This is a genomic window from Micromonospora saelicesensis (assembly GCF_900091575.1).
Taxonomy (GTDB): Bacteria; Actinomycetota; Actinomycetes; order Mycobacteriales; family Micromonosporaceae; genus Micromonospora; species Micromonospora saelicesensis.
The window spans coordinates 74,933-95,146 of record NZ_FMCR01000005.1 but is presented as its reverse complement, the minus strand read 5'-3'; the positions used below and the strand labels follow the sequence as shown (position 1 = coordinate 95,146).

The following is a 20,214-nucleotide window of genomic DNA, read 5'->3' as shown; positions in this document are numbered from 1 at the left end:
TCGGTCGTCGCGGCTCGTGCGGTATCAAGACTCGCACGCCTTGCTGAGTGTCGAGGTGGGGAGAAGCCGATTTTGACCGCGCCGTCCCCAGCGGCCGAATCCCGCATCGCGGGTATGCGCGGAGCGGCCCGTCGCGTGTACGATTCACCCCGTCGCCGGGCGGCTCCCCCCGTGGTCGCCCGGCGCTCAACTTCTCCGTCCCGCCGCCCTAGACTGGCCGGGATGAGCATCCCCTCCCCCGCCGACGAGGCCCTGGTCTGTTCGGCCCGGGGCTGCCGGTCCGCCGCCATCTGGGCGCTGGAGTGGAACAATCCCCGTCTGCACGACGCCGATCGGCGCAAGACCTGGTTGGCCTGCGCCCAGCACCGGGGCAGCCTCGGTGACTTCCTCGACGCTCGAGGCTTCCTGCGTGCCGTCACTCCGGTGCCCGGATCGCCTACGCTCGACCTGTGAGCGGCGACCCTCCGGCTTCCCCCGGCCCCACCTCCCCGTCCTGGCCGCCCACCCCGGCCACCGCACCACCCGGCGTCGATCCGCCGCCCGGCGCGTTCCCGGCACCCGGCACGCTCGGCCCGGAGCCCACCGCGCCGGACGTCTCGACGCCCGCCCCGCTGCCACCGGGCGCGCTGCCGCCCGGCCACCGGCCGGCACCCGCCGCCGACCAGCGCGCGCCCGACCTGCCGCCCCCGGGCCTCCTGCCGCCCGAGCCCGGCGCGCTGCTGACGGCTGCGCCGGGTGGCCGGGGTCCGCTGGAGCCCTGGCCGGACACGGTCAACTGGCAGCCGATCTCCACCGACCTGATCTGGGTGGAGCTGATCCGGCTGGCGATCGTGGTCGCCATCGGGCTGGCGGTGACCGGAGCCGGCTGGGCGTTCAGCGGCCACTGGTTGTTCGGGCTCGCCGTGGCCGTCGTGCTGGTGCTCGGCGCGTGGCGGGCCGTCGCGATCGTCCGCGCGGTCCGGGCCTGGGGGTACGCCGAGCGGGAGAACGACCTGCTGGTCCGGCACGGGCTGCTGGTCCGCCGGCTCTCCATCGTGCCGTACTCGCGGATGCAGTTCGTCGACGTGAGCGCCGGGCCGTTGGAGCGCGCCTTCGACCTGGCCACCGTGCAGTTGCACACCGCGGCGGCCGCGAGCGACGCCCGGGTGCCCGGGCTGCGTCCGGCGGAGGCGTCCCGGCTGCGCGATCGGCTCACCGCGCTCGGCGAGGACCGGGCGGAGGGGCTGTGAGCACCCGCGCGGGCAGCCGCCGACCGCGCCGAGGGCCGCTCCGATGAGCGACGGGCCCGCCGAGCCGAGCACCGTGCCACCCACCGGCCCGACGCCACCGGGGCCGGTGCTGCCCGCTGGCACGGCAGCCACCGACGCGGCTCCCCCTGGGCCGCCGGGAGCGCCCGCGCCGTGGCCGGCACCACCGGGCGGCGGCGAGGGCGAGCCCCGGCAGCGACTGCACCCGCTCAGCCCGGTGCTGCACGGCGCCAAGTCCCTGGTCGTGGTGATCGCCGGGCTGTCCTGGTCGACGCTGTCCCGGGTGGGCTTCGGCTGGTTCGCCGCCATGGTGGCGGTGCTGGCGCTCGGCGCGACAGTGCTGTCGGTGGTCAGCTGGTACAACACCGGCTACCACGTCGTCGGCCGGGAACTACGGGTGTACGAGGGGCTGCTCTGGCGGCGTACCCGGGCCATCCCGTTGGAGCGGTTGCAGGCCGTGGAGGTGGTCCGGCCGCTGCTCGCCCAGCTCACCGGCCTGGCCGAGCTGCGCCTGGAAGTGGTCGGCGGAGGCAAGACCGAGGCGCCACTGGCGTACCTCGGGGTGGCCGACGCGGCAGTGCTGCGCGAGCGTCTGCTGGCGCTGGCCGGGCGGGTGGCGCAGCAGCCCGCGCCCGGCGACGCGGCGGCCCCGGTGGCCCCGGGTGCGACGGCGCCACCGGCGGCCGTGCCGGGCCGGCCACTGCACGCGGTACGCAACCAGAACCTGCTGATCAGCCAACTGCTCACGCCGCAGGCGTTCCTGCTCCCGTTCGGTGTGGCCTTCGTCGTGGTGCAGTTCCTCACCGCCGGTTCGTGGTCGTTCGTCGCGGTGGCGAGCACCCTGACCGCGATGGCGGGTGTACTGCTGCAACCGATCCGCCGGGTCCTCGACGACTGGAACTTCCGGCTGGCCCGCGACGGCGGCACGCTGCGAGTGCACAACGGCCTGCTGGAGACGCGGGCGCAGACCGTGCCGCTGGAGCGGGTGCAGACCGTGCGGGCCACCTGGCCGTTGCTGTGGCGGATGAAAGGCTGGCTGCGGCTGCGGCTGGAGGTGGCCGGCTACTCCGTCGCGGAGGCCGACGACCGCAACCGGCCCGACCGGCTGCTGCCGGTCGGCGACCTGCCGACGGCGACGATGATCGTCGCCGAGGTGCTTCCCGGGGTACGACTCGACACGCTCACGCTGAGCCCGCCGCCGCGCCGGACCCGTTGGCTGCACCCGCTGGGCCGTGCCGCGTTCGGCGCGGGGCTGTTCGAGCGGGTGTTCGCCACCCGGTCCGGCCGGCTCACCCGGCAGTTGGTGATCGTGCCGTACGCCCGGATCCAGAGCGTGCGAGTGGTCCAGGGGCCCATCCAGCGCCGGCTGGGGTTGGCCTCCGTACACGCGGACACCGCAGGGGGTTCCGGCGCCACCGCCCAGGACCGCGATCTGGCAGAGGCATGGGCCCTGGCAGCCGAGCTGACCACGAGAGCCCACCAGGCCCGCACCCAACCCTGACCCGCCACGGTCGACGTCATTGCTATATATATCGTCGTGCGGTATATATAGCCCATGGACATCAGTGAGCAGACGTTCCTGATCCTCTCCGCCCTCGCCGACCAACCCCGCCACGGCTACGCGGTGGTGACAGAGGTCGACGAGATGACCGACGGCAGGATCCGGTTACGCGCCGGCACGCTCTACGGGGCCCTCGACCGCCTCGTCACCCAGGGGCTCATCGCCCCCGACCACGACGAGGTGGAGAAGGGCCGGCTGCGCCGTTTCTACAAACTGACCGACGCGGGGGCAGACGCCATCCGCAACGAGAGCCAGCGGATGGCCACCGCGGTCCGGCTCGCCGAGGAGCGCCTCAACAAGCGTGCCGCCCGCAACGCCCCGCGCCTCGGGGCCATCGGATGAGCCCGGACATCAGCCCCCTGGAACGACGATATCGGCGGCTGCTGCGCCTGCTGCCGGCCACGCACCGCACCACCCGCGGCGAGGAACTGCTCGGGCTGCTGCTCGACCTCGACGACGGCCGCCAGCGCCCCAGCCGACACGAGACACTGCACATCATCGCCCTGGCGATCCGGCTGCGACTCACCACGCCCGTCACCACCACGGCCCTGACCACCGGGCTCACCGCCCTGCTCGTCGCCGCCGGAACCCAGCCCGCCGGTCACACACTGGATCTGTTCACCGGTGCCGTCCTCGCCACCGACATGTCGGCCGTCATCGCCGGCTGGCCGCAGCTTGTCGCTCTCGGCCTGCTGCCCCTCGCACCGCTGATCGCCTGGCTGTGCGGCGCGACCCGGACCGCCCTCACCCTGCAGGCGATATTCCTGACGGCCACCGTAGGTTGGCTCGTCATCGACGTGGTCAGCGGCGCCGGCCTGGGAATCAACCCCGGCCAGCAACTCGTGGCGTCCGCCGCCCCACCGGCCCTGACCCTCGTCCTGCTCGCGATCGCCGCCCGCGAGCGGTGGGCCGTGCCCCGGCCGCGCCTGTTCTGGTGGGCCCTCGTCCCGCTCGGGATCCTCGCCTGGAAGGGCACCGGAGAGTGGGGGCGCCACGGCGTCTACGTTCCCGACGCCGTGCCGACCGTCATCGGGATCCTCACCGCCGCCGCCGTCGCTGTCGGAGCCGCCTTCGCAGTCCGCCGCCACCGGCCCGCCGTCATCATCGGTGTCGGACTCTCCGGCTTCATCGCCGGATGGCTCGTCCCCGACCCGCTGCTCTCCAATGCGGCGATGCGGCACTTCGACGGTCAGCCGCTGCCGCTGGCGATCCTCATCACGGTGATCGCCGCCGCCATGGCCGGCATCAATCGCCTCACCCGTCGCCTCAGGCCCGAGGTGCGGTCGCTACCACCCGACGAACCCGTGCTGCGCTGAACACCAACTCCGGGGGCGGGGTGGGAGTTAGCGGTCGGCGGGGATCGCGGGGTGGGTGGTGGTGTCCGGTTCCCGTGGTGTGGGGGGCTCGGGCTCGCCGGGCGGGGGGTCGGTGGGCGTCGGTGGAAGTTCCGTGGCCGGTTCCGACTTGGCGCTCGGGTGCCGGACGCGCCACGCCGCCCAGCCGCGCTCCGCCAGACCGACCACCAGGAACGTCAGCCCCACGTAGGCCCAGCCGACCAGCACGTCGATCACGTAGTGCTCACCCGAGTAGACCAGGGTGAAGGTCATCGCCAGCGGGTACGCGAGCAGCAGCGGCCACCAGCGACGACGGGTCGCGGTCAGGAAGAACAGCACCACGAACAACGCCCACGCGGTGTGCAGCGACGGCATCGCGGCGACCGGGTTGGAGGCGATCTGACCGGAGTTGAGGACGTTTCCGGCGCCGTGCATGCCGAACGCCTTCCAACCCCGGGTCGAGATCCGGGCGACCTCGGTGAGCAGGCCGTTCTGCGCCGCCCACCAGGGCGGGGCGGCCGGGTAGATGAAGTAGGTGACCAGGCCGGCCGCGCAGAGGAAACCCCAGCGCCTCATGTACGCGGCCCAGCGGTGCCGGTCACGCAGCCAGAGCACCGCGGCGGCGGTCAGCGCCACCACGAAGTGGGAGAAGTACACCCAGCTCGCCGCGACATCCCACCAGTGCACCTGCGGGTGGTAGAGGTGCTGCTGCAACCAGACGGTGGGCACCTCACCGCCGGTGGCCCAGCCGAACATGAACCGGTCGGCGACGATCAACTCCATCGCGTGCGGCGTGGCCCCGTTGTCGGCGAACCCGCGCGAGAGGTTGTAGATCACGAACAGCAGCACCACCGGCACCCAGTCCCGGGCGAAGCGCAGGTGGCTGCGCCACGGCCGCTCGCTGTTCCAGGCGATGGTCGCCAGCCAGATCCAGACGAAGGCGTACGCCGGGTCGGTGGGCAGCCCGATGGCCAGCCACGCGGCGACGAAGGCGACCGCCCAGACGGTCATGGCGACGACGCGCCGACGACCCCCGTCCGGGGACGCGGGCGGGTCGGTCCGGGCGGGGGGCTGGGGGTCAGTCACGACGGCCATCGTGGTCAAGGTTAACGACGGGGACGGCATCGACCGACGGGGACCACCCGTTGGCCGTCGGGGATGGCCGCGCCCGGATCGTCGGGCGCGTGCTCGACGCGTCCAGCGAGCACCTAGGCTGACGACCATGCAGGAGCAGCCCGAGCCGGCCTTCGCGCCGGGTCTGACCGCCCAGGTCGAGTTGACCGTCACCGACGCGGACACCGCCCAGGCGGTCGGTTCCGGGGACGTACCGGTGCTCGGCACTCCCCGGGTGCTGGCGCTGGCCGAGGCGGCCACCGTCGCGGCGACGGCGACCGGGATGCCACCCGGTTCGACGACAGTGGGCACCCGGGTCGAGTTGGAGCACCTGGCGCCGACCGTGGTCGGCCGGACGGTCCGCGCGCAGGCGCTGCTGGCGACCGTCGACGGTCGCCGGCTGTCGTTCGAGGTCACGGTCAGCGACGGTGACCAGACGGTGGCCCGGGGCCGGGTGGACCGGATCCTGGTCGACCGGGCGCGCTTCGTCGAACGGGCCGGGCGGGCGTCGTGAACGCCGGTTTCGTCGAGGTCGCCGACCGGGTGCACGTGCTGGCCGAACCACTGCTGCGGGTCAACGTCACACTGGTCGTCGGCGACGACGAGGCGCTACTGGTGGACACGCTCTCGTCGGCCGCCCAGGCCACCGAGCTGGCCGCGGCCGTCCGGGCGGTCACCGACCGTCCGTTGACGCTGGTCAACACCCACCACCACTACGACCACTGCTTCGGCAACGCCGTCCTGGCCGGCGACCCACCCCGCCCGGTGTACGCGCACGAACTGGCCGCCACCGCCCTCCGCGAGGAGCCGGAGCGGCTGCGCCGGGAGGCGTACGAGGAGTTGCGCACGGAGCACCCGGCGCTCGCCGCCGAGCTGGCCGATACCCCGCTGCTCGCCCCCACGCACACCGTGCACGTCGAGACGGTCCTCGACCTGGGCGGTCGACGGGTGCTGCTGCGCCACCCGGGGCGGGGGCACACCGAGGCCGACCTGGTGGTGCACGTGCCGGACGCCGACGTGTTGGTGGCCGGGGACCTGGTGGAGCAGAGCGGTCCGCCCGCCTTCGAGGACTCGTACCCCTTGCAGTGGCCGGACGCGGTCGCGGACCTGCTGCGGCTGACCACCGCGCGCACTGTGGTGATCCCGGGCCACGGCGACCCGGTGGACGTCGACTTCGTCCGGGCCCAGCACGCGGAGCTGGCGAAGCTGGCCTGGCTGATCCGGGCCGCGCACACCGGCAGCGCCCCGCCGGAGCGGGTGGCCGCCGAGGCTCCCTTCGGGGCCCGCCCGGCCCTGGTCGCCGCCCACCGCGGCTACCTGGAACTGACCGGCACGGCCTGACCCACCCGGCGCAGCTACGCCTGGGTACGCCGCCACTGCTGGTGGGTGCCGGTGCCACACGTCCACTGGGCCAGGCGGGCACCGTCGGTGGTGGCGGCGTTGAGCACCTCCAGGCACTTGCCGCTGTGCCGGGCGACGAGCTGCACGTACCCCGAGCCGACATCCTGGACGCGCCACTGCTGGTTGGTGCCGCCGTTGCAGCTCCACTGGATCACGCGGACCCCGTCGGCGGTGGCGCTCGCGCCGCCGAAGACGTCGAGGCACTTGCCGCTGTGCACGCTGACCACCGTCTGGTAACCGCCATCCGCGTCCTGGAAGCGCCACCGCTGGTTGGGCTGACCGTTCGCGGCCCACTGCACCATCTCGGCACCGTCGGTGGTCGCGTTGTTGTAGACGTCCAGCAGCTTGCCGCTGTGTCGCGCGGTGAGGGTGTAGGTGGTCGGCACCGGCACTGTGGTGTCCGGGGTCAGCCGGTACAGCCCGGCCCCGTGGGCCGGGAGTGACCGGGTGAGGGTGCCGGTCACCGTGCCGAGGGCCGCGCCGGACCACACGTCGGTCACGGCGGCCGACCCGATCCCGAGGTCGGCGAGGTTCACCGACACCTGCGCCGCGGCGCCGTCCCGGTTGAACAGGGCGACGTACCGATCGTTGCTGCCCGGCACGTCGGCGACCCACGCCTGCCGGCTGCCGCCGTAGAGCTGACGGTTGTTCGTGCTGTTCTGGTTGACCCCGATGACCGCGGCGTTGGTCATCAACGCCAGCTCCGCGGCGCGGTTCTCGACCAGGTTGCCGCCCCACATCAGTGGCGCCCGGTTGATCGCCCACAGTGACATCAGGGTGCGCTGCTCGTCCGGGGTCAGGTTGGAGTATCGCGGCGAGCCAACCGGCCCGTTCCTGGACAGCCGGCCGATCGGGATCATGTCGGCGTCGGGCCAGGCGCCGGTGGTGCGGTACGGCGTCCAGTTGCGCAGTTGGTCGAAGAGCGCGTCCACGGACGACCAGTTGTCCCACAGATCGTTGACGATCCGCCACATGTGCGCGTTGGCCTGAACGTGTGCGCCGCTGGCCAGCGAGGTCGGGCCGGGTGACAGGCTCAGCACCATCGGGCGGCCGCTGCGCTGGATGGCCAGTCGGTATCCCTCGACCTCCGACTGCCGGTACGTCGGGGCGGCGATGTCGTCCACCTTCACGTAGTCGACCCCCCAGGACGCCAGCAACTGGAACATCGAGTCCAGGTAGGTCTGCGCGCAGGGGTTGGACATGTTCAGGCCCCACATCAGGTTGAGCCAGGCCGCGGTGTTGGTGCTGTTGATCTGGTTGGCGCGGCAGGTGGTGCCGAGGATCGGGACGTTGTCGGCGACCGCCTGGCGGGGAATGCCTCGCATCAGGTGGACGCCGAACTTCAGCCCCTGCGCGTGGACGTAGTCGGCGAGCGGCTTGAAGCCGTTCTCACCGGCCGCGGAGGGGAACCGGGTGGTGTCCGGCAGCAGCCGTCCGTTGGCGTCCATCCGGAGCCGGGGTTGCAGGTTCGCGTCCTGGTTGGGGCTGTTGTTGTGCCGACCGGGGTAGTACCACGCCCAGTCGATCACGACGTACTCCCAGCCGAACTGCCGCAGGTTCGTGGCCATGTAGTCGGCGTTGGCCCGGACGTCGGCCTCGGTGACGCTCCAGTTGAACGAGTCGTAGCTGTTCCACCCCATCGGTGGGGTGTCGGCCACCCCGTTGTCCCACGCGACCGCCCGCTCCGGCGGGTCGGCGACGACCATCCCGGCAGCCACGAGCAGCATGGCCAGCAGGGCCGCGACGCGGCGGAACGCCAGAGGTACAAGAACCACCCGCATCAGAGCCTCCCCGACGACGCCATGTTTCCATCGTGCACCGTCGATGTTAACGCTCACAAAACCGCGAGGTCAACCCCGGCCTCGCCCTCACCCCCACCCTCACCCCTGCCGCGATCTTGCACTTTGTGTGGGGTCAAAGCCGCACAAAAGCGGATCAATCGACGACCGAAAGTGCAAGATCGGCGCGGGGGTGGCGCGGGGTGGCGCGGGGTGGCGCGGGGTGGCGCGGGGTGGCGCGGGGTGGAGGGGTTAGGTGTTGAAGCGGTTTTTTACTGCGGTGCGGGTGGGCATGGCGGTGGCGCCACCCGGGGATTCGCAGACCAGGCCGGCAACCCGCAGCGCGAAGGCGACCCGGTCGGTCCAGCCCGACGGGCCCTCCGGCTCACCGTCGACGAGCAGGTCCGCGATCAGAGCGGCCATCACGGAGTCACCCGCGCCGGTGGCGTCGATGGCGTTGACCTTGGGGGCCGGCACCCGGACCGGGTCGGCGTCGGCGGCGGCCAGCACCGCACCGGCCGCGCCGAGCGTCACCACCACAGTGGCCGCCCCCAGTTCACGCAGGTACGCCGCCACCCCCTCGACCGGCTCGCCGGGATAGAGCAGCACCGCATCGGCGGCGCTCAGCTTGACCAGGTGCGCGCCGGCGGCGAACTCGGCCACCACCTCGCGCAGCCCTTCCAGCGCGGCCGGCCCGTTCAGCAGCCGGGGACGTACGTTCGGGTCGAAGACCCGCAGACCGGTGGCGAGCCCCCAGGCCCGGCGGGCGGCGGCCAGCGTGTCGGGTCGGAGCAGCACGATCGAGCCGCAGTAGAGCACGTCGGCGCCCTCCAGCAGCGCCAGGTCCAGATCGTCGGGGCCGAGCAGTCCGTAGGAGGCTGGCTCGCCGTAGAAACGGAAGTCCGGCTCCGGCCCGGCGTACGTGACCACCGCGAGCGTGGTCGGCGCCGGGACCGTGATCGCACCGGCCACCCCGACGTCGGCAGCGGTGAGGAAGGCACGGATCCGGCCGCCCAGCGCGTCGTCACCGAGCGAGCCGACGAACTGTGCCGCACCGCCGAGTCGGGCCACCCCGACGGCGACGTTCAGTGGCCCGCCGCCGATGGCCTGCCGATAGACCCGCTCCCCGTCGAGTTCGCTGTCGAGCAGGTCGACGAGCGCTTCACCGAGCACCACCGCGTATCCCATGCCGATCCTCTCGTCGTCGCCACCGGCCGCCGATCGCCGAGCCGATCTCCGTGGCACCAGGCTGGCACAGCGCACGGCCCGATGGGCGCCGAAGGCCACGCACCGACGTGCGCGCTACCCCGGCTGGTGTATCGGCCCGTCGAGTACCGCGAGAGGGCGACCGGTGCCGCCCCACCGGGCCGCGACGATCTGCGCGGCCACACTCACGGCGGTCTCCTCGGGGGTACGACCACCGAGGTCCAACCCGATCGGGGAGGCGAGCCGGGCGAGCTGAGCCGGGCTGAGCCCCGCCTCGCTCAGCAGCTTGTGTCGCTCGTCGTGGGTGCGTCGTGAGCCCATCGCGCCGACGTACGCCAGCGGGTGGCGCAGCGCCAACTCCAGCAACGGCACGTCGAACCTGGGGTCGTGGGTGAGCACGCACAGCACCGTCCGCTCGTCGAGCCGATCGGCCGCCAACTCGCTACGCAGGTAGCGGTGCGGCCACTGCACCACGACCTCGTCCGCCTCGGGAAAGCGCCGCGCGGTGGCGAAGACCGGCCGGGCGTCGCAGACGGTCACCCGGTACCCGAGGAAGGCGCCGATTCGGGCCACCGCGGCGGCGAAGTCGATCGCCCCGAAGACGATCATCCGGGGCGGGGTGGCGTACGCGGTCACGAAGAGGCTGATGCCGCCGCCTCGGCGCTGCCCGTGGTACCCGTACCGGAGCATGCCGCTGCGTCCGGCGGCGAGCAGCCCGAGGGCGTCGGCGCTGACGGCGTCGTCGAGACGGTCGTCGCCGAGCGAGCCGACGGACCGCTGGCCGGTCAACACCAGCCGCCGGCCAAGCCGCCGGGCGGGGTCGGTCGGCCCGGTGCCGGGAGAACTGCCGGCGTCGGCGGGTGGACCGTCGTTGACGTCGGCGGCCACGCAGGTGACGATCGCCGCCGGGTGGCCGCTGCGCCGGGCGACGGCGACCGCGTCCAGCGCCGGCAGGGCGCTCGCGTCGACGCGCTCCACGAACACGTCGAGGATGCCGCCGCAGGTCAGGCCCACGGCGTACGCGTCGTCGTCGCTGATCCCGTAGCGGCACAGCTCGGGTTGGCCGGTGTCGAGCACACGGCGGGCCCGTTCGTAGAGATCCGCCTCGACGCAGCCGCCGGAGACGCTGCCGATGACAGTGCCGTCGGTCGCGACCACCATGGCGGCACCGGGTGGCTGCGGGGCGGAGTGCCAGGTGGCCACCACTGTGGCCAACGCGATCGGCTCGCCGTCGCGGCAGCGGCGGTGCACCTCGTCGAACACGTCCGGCACCGGCTGCCGCCTCTCCGTTCCCGCTCCCCGTACGCAGGATATGGCGTCCAGCGGCGGCCGGCGGGTCTTCTCATGCATCGAGGAAGGCCTATTGCGCTCGGCCCTGCGGCGTGGTGGGATGACGCGTACCGGGGGTGCGAGGGCTGCGGCACCGCCGGTTGCCGGGTTGGTTAGACGCGAGGGCACCGGTCCAGGACAGGACCGTCGACGGCGCACGTCCACTGGCTGTTTTCCGCCGGGGCACGTCGCCGTGATCGTCGACCGCTCACCACAGCGGGGCGATCACGCCACATCCCACCCGATTGCGGCGGGGCGGCTCAGGCAGCGCCCCTCGCGAGTCAGGAGAACCCGTGAACCGTTCCCGTACGGCCGCCTTGCTCACCGCGGCCATGACCCTCGCGCTGGGCGCTGTCGCCCTGGCGTCCAATCCTCAGCCGGCCGCCGCGCACGGCGCGGCGATGACGCCGGGCAGCCGCACCTACCTGTGCTGGCAGGACGGCCGCAGCCAGACCGGTGAGATCAAGCCGAACAACCCCGCGTGCTCTGCCGCCGTGGCGCAGAGCGGGGCGAACTCGCTGTACAACTGGTTCAGCGTGCTGCGCTCCGACGCTGGCGGCCGGACCACCGGCTTCATTCCGGACGGGCAACTGTGCAGCGGCGGCGCAACCGGTTTCCGCGGCTACGACCTGCCCCGCACCGACTGGCCGCTGACCCACCTGACCGCCGGGGCGCGGCTGGACTTCAAGTACAGCAACTGGGCGCACCACCCGGGCACGTTCTACTTCTACGTCACGAAGAACAGCTGGAGCCCGACCCGGGCCCTGGCCTGGAGTGACCTGGAGGAGCCGTTCCTGACGGTGACCAACCCGCCGCAGCGCGGCTCGGTCGGCAGCAACGACGGGCACTACTACTTCAGCGGCAATCTGCCGTCGGGTAAGAGTGGCCGGCACATCATCTACTCCCGCTGGGTCCGCTCGGACTCGCAGGAGAACTTCTTCGGCTGCTCCGACGTGACCTTCGACGGCGGCAACGGCCAGGTCACCGGCGTGGGTCCGGGTGGCACGCCGACCGACCCGCCGCCCACCACCCCGCCGCCCACCGACCCGCCGCCCACCACCCCGCCGCCGACCACCCCGCCGCCCACCACCCCGCCGCCGGGCGGTGACTGCATGGCCGCCTACAAGGTGAGCAGCACCTGGCAGGGCGGCTTCCAGGGCGAGGTCACGATCATGAACCACGGCAGTACGCCGTTCGCCGGTTGGACAGCGAGCTGGACCTGGCCCAACGGGCAGGCGATCAGTCAGATCTGGGGTGCCACCCAGACATCGTCCGGCTCGACGGTGACGGCGACGAACGTCGCCTACAACGGCACTGTCGCACCGGAAGGCACCACAACGTTCGGCTTCCTAGCGAGTTCCACAGGAACCAACGGGCTCCCCACAGTCACCTGCGCCCGCCGCTAACCACCACCACCCCCTGAAATGATCAAGAGGTTTGCGTCACCGGAAACGCTCCGGATGACGCAAACCTCTTGATCAACAGGGTGGGGCAGGGGGTCAGCGGACCATGGAGCCGACCACCGGCTTCGTGAGCAGGGCGGACTGGTTGCGCTGGATACCCGGGTCGAGGGTCTTGGCCACGAAGATCGCGTGCCAGATGCAGAAGATCAGCACCGTCCACACCTTGCGGGAGTGGTCGGCCTCCTCCCGCTTGTGCTCGTCGAGCAGGCGCAGCGCGTACGACAGGTCGAGCAGGTCACCCGCACCCGAGGTGCTGAGCACGTGCCGGGCCCACTCGTACATCTCGCCCCGCAGCCAGACCCGGGTGGGGGTCGGGAAGCCCAGCTTCTTGCGGTTGACGATGGCCGGCGGCACGACACCCTGCAACGCCTGACGCATCGCGTACTTGGTGGCGTCGGAGCGCGGCGGCAGCTTCAGGTCGACCGGAATCTTCGCCGCGACGTCGAAGACCTCCCGGTCGAGGAACGGCACCCGCACCTCCAGCGAGTGCGACATCGAGATCCGGTCGGCCTTGACCAGGATGTCGCCGCGCAGCCAGGTGTAGAGGTCGACGTACTGCATCTTGGTGACGTCGTCCAGCTCGGTGCACTCGGCGTAGATCGGGGCGGTGACGTCCGTGTAGCGCACCGAGGGGTCGTAGCGGCGCATCAGGTGCTGCTTCTCCTCCTCGGTGAACATCCGGGCGTTGCCGTAGTAACGCTCCTCGATCGGGGTGGTGCCACGCTCCAGGAAGCTCTTGCCCTTGACCCCCTGCGGGATCGCCTTGGAGACCGCGCGCAGCCCCTTCTGCACACCGCCGGGCAGACCGTTGACGGTGCCCAGCGACAGCGGCTCCCGGTAGATCGTGTAACCGCCGAAGAACTCGTCCGCGCCCTCACCGGAGAGCACCACAGTGACGTGCTCGGCGGCCTTCTTGGCCACGAAGTAGAGCGGCACCAGCGCCGGGTCGGCCACCGGGTCGTCCAGGTGCCAGACGATCTTCGGCAGCGCGTCGATCATGTCCTGCGGACCGATCTTGGTGGGGATCGTGGTGACGTCGAGGTGCCGGGCCGAATCCTGGGCGACGTCGATCTCCGAGTAACCCGGCACGTCGTAGCCGACGGTGAAGGTGAGGATGTTCGGGTTGAACTCCCGCGCCAGCGCCACCACCGCTGTGGAGTCGATGCCACTGGACAGGAACGAGCCGACCGGCACGTCGGAGCGCATGTGCATGCGCACGCTCTCCCGCAGCGTCTCGCGGATCTCGTGGTAGAGCTTCTGCTCGTCGTCGACCGGCGCCGGCCGGAACACCGGCCGGTACCACCGGCGTACGTCGATCCGGCCGCCCGGGGTCCAGTTCAGGTACTCCCCGGAGCCGATCCGGCTGATGCCCTTGTGCAGGGTGCCGGGCTCGGGGACGTACTGCAGGGTCAGGTAGTGGCTCAGGTTCGCCGTGTCGACGCCCGCGTCGCCCTGGTAGTTGCTGTGCGCGAACGGCAGCAGCGCCTTCTTCTCCGAGGCCAGGTAGAGGCCGTCGGCGGTCTCCAGGTAGTGCATCGGCTTGATGCCGAAGTAGTCGCGGGCACCGAACGCCCGGCGCTCCTGCCGGTCCCAGATGACGAAGGCGAACATGCCCCGCAGTCGGGTGAGCACCTGCTCACCCCAGAAGTGGTAGCCCGCGACGATCACCTCGCCGTCACCGGCGGTGGCGAACTGGGCACCGAAGTTTCTGATCAACTCCTCGCGCAGCTCGATGTAGTTGTAGATCTCGCCGTTGAAGGTCAGCAGGTAACGGCCGTTCGCGTAGGGCAGTGGCTCGTGGCTCGACGCGACGTCGATGATGGCCAGCCGCTTGTGGGCGAACACGCCGTCCGCGTACCGGCCGGAGGCGTCGCCGACCACCTCGACCCCGGTCTCGTCGGGGCCGCGGTGGTGCAGGCATTCCAACGCTCCGGCGATGTGGTCGCGATGCGCTGCGGCGTTGCCGTTCGCGCTGAAGAAGGCCAGAAGTCCGCACATGGTGGCCATCTTTCCACGCGCGCTGTCGGCCCTTGCAGCCGTCCGTCGATCCACCCGACTCCCAGGGGGCGTTACCGCCAACCGGACGCGCGGTACCGTCGGGACCAGCAACGAAGCGGAGGGAGCGGCGCAATGACCGAGGGACAGACCGACGGTACGCCGACGGACGGTACGGAATCGCACGATCCGGACTTCCCGGAGGCTTTCCTGTCCTTCATGCGGCAGGGCTGGAGCGACACCGCGCTCCCCGTGACGCCCCGACCGGAGACGCCCAACTACGCCAAGCGGCGGGCGGCCCTCTCGGCGGCCTTCCCCGGCGAGACGCTGGTGATCCCCACCGGCACCGAGAAGGTCCGGGCCAACGACACCGACTACCCGTTCCGGCCGGGCAGCGACTTCGCCTACCTGACCGGCGACCACGACGCCGACAGCGTGCTGGTGCTGCGCCCGAACGGCTCGGGGCACGACGCGACGCTGTACATGCGGCCCCGGTCCTCCCGGGAGACCGACGAGTTCTTCCGCAGCCGCAACGGTGAGCTGTGGGTAGGCCGGCGGCACACCCTCGGCGAGAAGTCGACCGAGCTGGGTCTGCCCACCGCCGACCTGACCGGCCTGGAGGCGACGCTCGCCGACCTGGCTCCGGGGCGTACCCGGGTATTGCGCGGTTTCGACGCCCAGGTGGACGCGGCCGTCCGCCCCTACGACGGGCCTCGCACCGAGGGCCAGCCGGCCCGGGACCGTGAGCTGGCCATCGCCATCTCGGAGATGAAGCTGGTCAAGGACGAGTGGGAGATCGGCCAGCTCCAGGACGCGATCGACGCCACCGTACGCGGCTTCGAGGACGTCGCCCGGATCCTCCCGGCCGACCGGGCGGTCTCCGAGCGGCTGCTGGAGGGCGTCTTCGCGCTGCGGGCCCGGCACGACGGCAACGACGTCGGGTACAGCTCGATCGTCGGCGCCGGCGAGCACGCCACGATCCTGCACTGGGTGCACAACCACGGCGCCACCCGGCCGGGTGACCTGCTGCTGATGGACATGGGTGTCGAGGGCCGAAACCTCTACACCGCCGACGTCACCCGGGTGCTGCCGGTGAGCGGGCGGTTCACCGCCCTGCAACGCCAGGTCTACGACATCGTGTACGCCTCGCAGCAGGCCGGCATCGAGGCCATCCGCCCCGGGGTGAAGTTCAAGGACGTCCACCTGACCTGCATGCGGGTGCTCGCCGAGGGCCTGTCCGATCTGGGTTTGCTGCCGGTGAGCGTGGACGAGGCGATGGACGAGAAGTCGACCGTCTACCGACGGTGGACGCTGCACGGCTTCGGCCACATGCTCGGCATCGACGTGCACGACTGCTCCAACGCCCGCAAGGAGACCTACCGCGACGGCGCGCTGGGCGAGGGCTACGTGCTCACCGTCGAGCCCGGTCTGTACTTCCAGCCGGAGGACGAGCTGGTCCCCGCCGAGCTGCGCGGTATGGGCATTCGGATCGAGGACGACGTACTGGTCACCGCCACCGGCGCGGTCAACCTGTCGGCCGGGCTGCCCCGCACCTCCGACGAGGTGGAGACCTGGCTGGCCGAGCAGCGCGAAGCTGGCCCCCGCCTGCCCAGCTGAGCCGGCTGTCTGCCGGGGCTGCCGGATCAAGCCCCGCCCCTGGCCCACCCGCCCCTGGTCCGCCTGCCCCTTCTTGAGGGCTGGCGGGCCAGGGGTTTCTTTCGTGATCCCCCGAGGGCCGGCAACGGCCGGTGTTCGTGCTGCTCGGGACCTTTCTACCGACCCGGACCGGTTGGCCACCCTCACCTGACCTGCGCCGAATGCGTGGTTATCTCAGATAAGTCCGCATCGCGAAGATAGTTCTCATACGGTGAGGATCAGAGGCTACAACCCATTTGTAGCTGGTCGTGGCGCCTCGGGCGGTGCGATCCCGTCTGGTAGCAGGAAAGGGCGGAAGGCTCTGATGTCCAACGACGTAACGAGTACCGACGGCGGGGCCTCGACAGCTCCGCCAACACGGCGAAGGCGGGCGCTCTGGGTCGCCGGCGTGGCCGGGCTGACGGGCGTGGTCGGCCTGGCGGCCCTCGGCGGCGTCGCCGCTCGGGACGACAAGCCGAAGTCCGACCAGGTGTCCGACGCGCAGCCGTCGACCAACCGGCAGAACGTCAGCGACGACGGCGGCGCGGACAAGGGCGGCGCCAAGGACGACGGCGGTCAGGACGACGAGTGGAGCGGCGGCGACTGGAGCGGCTTCGACGACCGGTCCGGCGAGGATGGCAAGGACCGTAAGGACGGCAAGGACGGCAAGCACGACGAGAAGGACCGCACCAAGCAGGTCCCGTGCGACTCCGACAAGCTGATCCAGGCGATCACGTTCGCCAACAACGAAAACGGCGGCGTGCTGGAGCTGGCCAAGGGCTGCACCTACACCCTGACTCGCAACCAGGACGGCAACGCCCTCCCGGTGATCACCGAGCACATCACCCTCAAGGGTGAGCACACCACCATCGGTCGCGAGGCCACGGCCGACTACTTCCGCATTCTCAACGTCGGCGCTGGCGGGCACCTCACTCTCAAGGGCCTGAGCATCAGGGGTGGCCAGACCCTTCAGTCCCCGATAACCGCCGACCCGGCAACGGTCTGGGCGCCGTACTCGGTCCAGGTCCGCTCGACCGTGGCCGAGTCACCGGGAGCGAAGCCGGCAGCGAAGCCGGCAGCGAAGCCGGCAGCGAAGGGCACCGCCAAGGCAGCGCCCGCCAAGGCAGCGCCCGCCAAGGCAGCGCCAGCCAAGCCCGCAGCGGCAGCAACAAAGGCCGCCCCGACTGCCACCAAGGCCGCCACGGCCAAGCCGGTAGCGGCGGCGAAGCCGGTGGGTGCCGGTACGGCGGTGGTGCCGCTGGTCGAGCAGCCCGGGTTCACCGACGGCGCCGGGGTGCTGGTGCAGCCCGGTGGTCGCGCGGAGATTCTGGACAGCGAGTTGCTCTACAACCAGTCCGGCGGCAACGGCGGCGGGTTGGCCAACTTCGGCAGCACCAGGCTCAGCAAGACGACGGTTGCGCACAACACCGCCTTCTTCTTCGGCGGCGGCATCTTCAACGCCGGTGTACTCCAGGTCGACGAGTCGAAGATCAAGGACAACACCGGGATCATCGGCGGCGGCGGCATCTCCAACGGTGCGGCGCGGATCTTCACGGAGGACGTCGACGGCGGCTCCGTCTGGGTTTACAAGAGCGAGGTCACCGACAACGAGACGCTCGGCTTCGGCGGCGGCGTCCTGGATGTCGAGGGCACCACGACGTTGCACCAGACGACTGTCAGTGACAACACCGCGCTGCTCGACGGTGGTGGCGTCGCGGTGGTCGACAGCCAGCTCACCCTCAAGGACGCCACGGTGGTCAAGAACAGCGCCGGTCGCTCGGGTGGTGGCCTGGCCGTGACCGACGACAGCGTTGCGACGATCGAGAACAGCAGGATCAACGACAACACCGCGGGCTTCTCCGGCGCCGGCCTCTTCAACGAGGAGAGCGTCACCACGCTGCGCGACAGCGAGGTGTCGGGCAACCGGGCCGTCGGTCCGTTCGGCCGCGGCGGCGGCATCCTCAACACCGAGGGCGGCGAGGTCACGCTCCACCGGACGAAGGTGGCGCACAACTTCTCCACCCTTGAGCCGGGGGGCATCTTCAACAGCATCGGCGGCACCGTGACGCTGGACGACGAGTCCGCCGTCACTGCCAACCGCCCGACCAACTGCTTCAACGTTTTGGACTGCTTCGCCTGATCGGGTGGGGCCGAAACACATAGAGGGCGCGCCCCTTCGAGCCGTGACCGGCTCGGAGGGGCGTACCCATTTGGGCAGGTCAGGCGCGTGCAGGCCGGCTTGGGCGGCGGTGTGTCGGTCCGGGCCCCGCTGGGGGCAACATGAACCGAATGTGGGCTTCTCTCGGATAAGCCCGCGAGGCGAGGAACCTTCTCATACGGTGGTTTTGGGAGCTACAACCGATTTGTAGCAGGGGACGCCCGTCTGACGGCGGCGACCCTGTCTGGTACGAGGAGAGGGCAGAGAGCTCCGATGTCCAACTACCTAACGAACAACGAAGCCTCCGGGCGGGCGACGGCCAAGAGCCGCCGCAAGCTCTGGCTCGCCAGTGGCGTGGCCGGTTTGACGGGCGTGATCAGTCTCGCGGCGGTTGGCGTCGCGGGCAGCGCCGGAGCGGTCGGCTTGAACTGGAACACCGCGCAGGTCAGCAAGGACGGCGACCAGCGGGGTGACGAGGCGCGCGACTGGGACAAGGACAAGAACCGGGACGACAAGGACCGGGACAAGGACCGCGACAAGGACCACGAGCGCGGGAAGGAGGTGCCCTGCGACACCGACAAGCTGATTCAGGCGATCGTGTTCGCCAACAACAAGCACGGCGGTGTGCTGGAGCTGGCCAAGGGCTGCACCTACAACCTGACCCGCAACGACTACGAGGGCAACGGCCTGCCGGTCATCACCGAGCGGATCACGCTCAAGGGCGAGCACACCACGATCTCTCGGGAAGCCACGGCGGACTACTTCCGCATCCTCAACGTCGGCGCCGGTGGTCACCTCACCATCAAGGGCCTGACCATCAAGGGTGGCCAGACCCTGGAGCTGTACAACAGCGTCGAGCCGGCGGCCGTCTGGGCGTCGTACTCGGACTCCGAGGCGATCGCGGCGCAGGTGAAGGCGGGCGTCCCGCTGAACCAGGCGCTCACCGCCCGTCAGGCCAACCCGAAGGCGGGCCTGACGGCGACGCCGAAGGTGACGCCCAAGGCCGCGCCGACCGCGAAGGCGGGTGTCGTCACGCCGCTCGTGGAGTACCCGGACGCCACCGACGGCGCCGGCATCCTGGTGCAGCCGGGCGGCACGGCCGAGATCCTGGAGTCCGAGGTCGTCCTGAACCAGTCGGGCGGCAACGGCGGTGGCGTGGCCAACTTCGGCACCACGAAGATCTGGCACAGCACCGTCACCCGTAACACCGCCTTCTTCTTCGGTGGCGGTGTGTTCAACGCCGGCCTGCTCAAGGTCGAGGAGTCGAAGATCAAGGACAACACCGCCATCATCGGTGGTGGCGGTATCTCCAACGGTGCCGCGCGGATCTTCACCGACGACGTCGACGGCGGAACGGTCGAGCTCAAGAAGGCCGAGATCACCGACAACGAGACGCTCGGCTTCGGTGGTGGCTACCTCGACATCGAGGGCAACACCACGGCGTACGAGACCAAGTTCGTCTCGAACACCGCGGTTCTCGCTGGTGGCGGTATCGCTGCGGCGGACAGCCAGCTGAACCTGCACAACGTCACTGTGGAGCGCAACAGCACCGCCGGTGTCGGTGGCGGTGTGGCCATCGCCTTCGACAGCGCGGTCACGTTCGAGAAGAGCAGCATCAAGGACAACACCGCCGGCTTCTTCGGCGGCGGGCTCTTCAACGTCGGCAGCGTCACCACGCTGCGCGACAGCGAGGTTGTCGGCAACCGGGCCATCGGCCCGATCGGGGTCGGCGGCGGCATCTTCAACATCTTCGGCGAGGTCAACCTGTCGAAGACGAAGGTCGCCCACAACTTCTCCACCTTCGAGCCGGGCGGTGTCTTCAGCTTCTTCGGAGACGTGAACGTGGACGACAAGTCCGCCATCACCGCGAACCGTCCGACCAACTGCCTGGCCATTCCGGGCGGCACGATCGAGAACTGCTTCGCCTGATCGCTCACCCTCGGGTGACGACGGCGTAGCGCCAGCACAACGGACCGGCCCCCTTCCGCGAGACG

Annotated in this window: 16 protein-coding genes; 11 read left to right on the top strand and 5 right to left on the bottom strand. The window is 70.8% G+C overall.

Features of this window, described 5'->3' with window-relative positions:
• Window positions 1-222: 222 nt before the first annotated feature.
• The 5 genes from GA0070561_RS21690 to GA0070561_RS21670 all read left to right on the top strand — a co-directional run bounded on the left by GA0070561_RS21690 (window position 223) and on the right by GA0070561_RS21670 (window position 4,124).
• Window positions 223-453: a hypothetical protein gene (locus tag GA0070561_RS21690; RefSeq protein ID WP_091403832.1), complete on the top strand. Its 231-nt coding sequence runs from the start codon at window positions 223-225 to the stop codon at window positions 451-453.
• Between the two features lie 224 nt (window positions 454-677).
• On the top strand, window positions 678-1,229 hold the full coding sequence (locus GA0070561_RS21685) for a PH domain-containing protein (RefSeq protein ID WP_373861620.1): 552 nt from the start codon (window positions 678-680) through the stop codon (window positions 1,227-1,229).
• 43 nt (window positions 1,230-1,272) lie between these two features.
• Window positions 1,273-2,748: a PH domain-containing protein gene (locus GA0070561_RS21680; RefSeq protein ID WP_091403830.1), complete on the top strand. Its 1,476-nt coding sequence runs from the start codon at window positions 1,273-1,275 to the stop codon at window positions 2,746-2,748.
• A gap of 54 nt (window positions 2,749-2,802) precedes the next feature.
• On the top strand, window positions 2,803-3,150 hold the full coding sequence (locus GA0070561_RS21675) for a PadR family transcriptional regulator (protein WP_091403826.1): 348 nt from the start codon (window positions 2,803-2,805) through the stop codon (window positions 3,148-3,150).
• The gene (locus tag GA0070561_RS21670; RefSeq protein ID WP_091403823.1) at window positions 3,147-4,124 is read left to right on the top strand and encodes a hypothetical protein; all 978 of its coding nucleotides are present in this window, start codon (window positions 3,147-3,149) and stop codon (window positions 4,122-4,124) included. Before GA0070561_RS21675 ends, GA0070561_RS21670 begins: the two co-directional genes overlap by 4 nt.
• 27 nt (window positions 4,125-4,151) lie before the next feature.
• Here GA0070561_RS21670 and GA0070561_RS21665 read toward each other — a convergent pair whose 3' ends face one another.
• Window positions 4,152-5,237 carry a phosphatase PAP2 family protein gene (locus GA0070561_RS21665; RefSeq protein ID WP_244166369.1) on the bottom strand — a complete coding sequence of 362 codons (1,086 nt, stop codon included), beginning with the start codon at window positions 5,235-5,237 and terminating at the stop codon, window positions 4,152-4,154.
• 127 nt (window positions 5,238-5,364) lie between these two features.
• Between GA0070561_RS21665 and GA0070561_RS21660 the strand changes: the two genes are divergently transcribed.
• Together GA0070561_RS21660 and GA0070561_RS21655 are read left to right on the top strand one after the other, a co-directional pair.
• On the top strand, window positions 5,365-5,769 hold the full coding sequence (locus GA0070561_RS21660; RefSeq protein WP_091403819.1) for a thioesterase family protein: 405 nt from the start codon (window positions 5,365-5,367) through the stop codon (window positions 5,767-5,769).
• Window positions 5,766-6,596, top strand: a complete 831-nt coding sequence (locus GA0070561_RS21655) for an MBL fold metallo-hydrolase (RefSeq protein WP_091403816.1) — start codon at window positions 5,766-5,768, stop codon at window positions 6,594-6,596. Before GA0070561_RS21660 ends, GA0070561_RS21655 begins: the two co-directional genes overlap by 4 nt.
• Window positions 6,597-6,610: 14 nt before the next feature.
• On the opposite strand, the gene GA0070561_RS21650 is transcribed toward GA0070561_RS21655, so the two are convergent.
• The 3 genes from GA0070561_RS21650 to GA0070561_RS21640 form a co-directional block, all read right to left on the bottom strand.
• Window positions 6,611-8,437, bottom strand: coding sequence for an alpha-galactosidase (locus GA0070561_RS21650; RefSeq protein ID WP_091403813.1), 1,827 nt, complete (start codon window positions 8,435-8,437; stop codon window positions 6,611-6,613).
• 249 nt (window positions 8,438-8,686) lie between these two features.
• Window positions 8,687-9,622, bottom strand: a complete 936-nt coding sequence (locus GA0070561_RS21645; RefSeq protein WP_091403810.1) for a carbohydrate kinase family protein — start codon at window positions 9,620-9,622, stop codon at window positions 8,687-8,689.
• A gap of 114 nt (window positions 9,623-9,736) precedes the next feature.
• The gene (locus GA0070561_RS21640) at window positions 9,737-10,990 is read right to left on the bottom strand and encodes an XdhC family protein (protein WP_208603822.1); all 1,254 of its coding nucleotides are present in this window, start codon (window positions 10,988-10,990) and stop codon (window positions 9,737-9,739) included.
• A gap of 311 nt (window positions 10,991-11,301) precedes the next feature.
• Between GA0070561_RS21640 and GA0070561_RS21635 the strand changes: the two genes are divergently transcribed.
• The gene (locus tag GA0070561_RS21635; protein ID WP_091405239.1) at window positions 11,302-12,375 is read left to right on the top strand and encodes a lytic polysaccharide monooxygenase; all 1,074 of its coding nucleotides are present in this window, start codon (window positions 11,302-11,304) and stop codon (window positions 12,373-12,375) included.
• 93 nt (window positions 12,376-12,468) lie between these two features.
• Here GA0070561_RS21635 and asnB read toward each other — a convergent pair whose 3' ends face one another.
• Window positions 12,469-14,430, bottom strand: coding sequence for an asparagine synthase (glutamine-hydrolyzing) (gene asnB, locus GA0070561_RS21630; protein WP_091405235.1), 1,962 nt, complete (start codon window positions 14,428-14,430; stop codon window positions 12,469-12,471).
• Between the two features lie 132 nt (window positions 14,431-14,562).
• Here asnB and GA0070561_RS21625 point away from each other — a divergent pair, with 132 nt between their 5' ends.
• The 3 genes from GA0070561_RS21625 to GA0070561_RS21615 all read left to right on the top strand — a co-directional run bounded on the left by GA0070561_RS21625 (window position 14,563) and on the right by GA0070561_RS21615 (window position 20,149).
• The gene (locus GA0070561_RS21625) at window positions 14,563-16,044 is read left to right on the top strand and encodes an aminopeptidase P family protein (protein WP_091403805.1); all 1,482 of its coding nucleotides are present in this window, start codon (window positions 14,563-14,565) and stop codon (window positions 16,042-16,044) included.
• A gap of 427 nt (window positions 16,045-16,471) precedes the next feature.
• A complete protein-coding gene (locus GA0070561_RS21620; protein ID WP_244166368.1) occupies window positions 16,472-18,202 on the top strand; it encodes a right-handed parallel beta-helix repeat-containing protein in 1,731 nt (576 codons plus the stop codon).
• 291 nt (window positions 18,203-18,493) lie between these two features.
• Window positions 18,494-20,149, top strand: a complete 1,656-nt coding sequence (locus tag GA0070561_RS21615) for a hypothetical protein (RefSeq protein ID WP_091403799.1) — start codon at window positions 18,494-18,496, stop codon at window positions 20,147-20,149.
• Window positions 20,150-20,214: the final 65 nt, after the last annotated feature.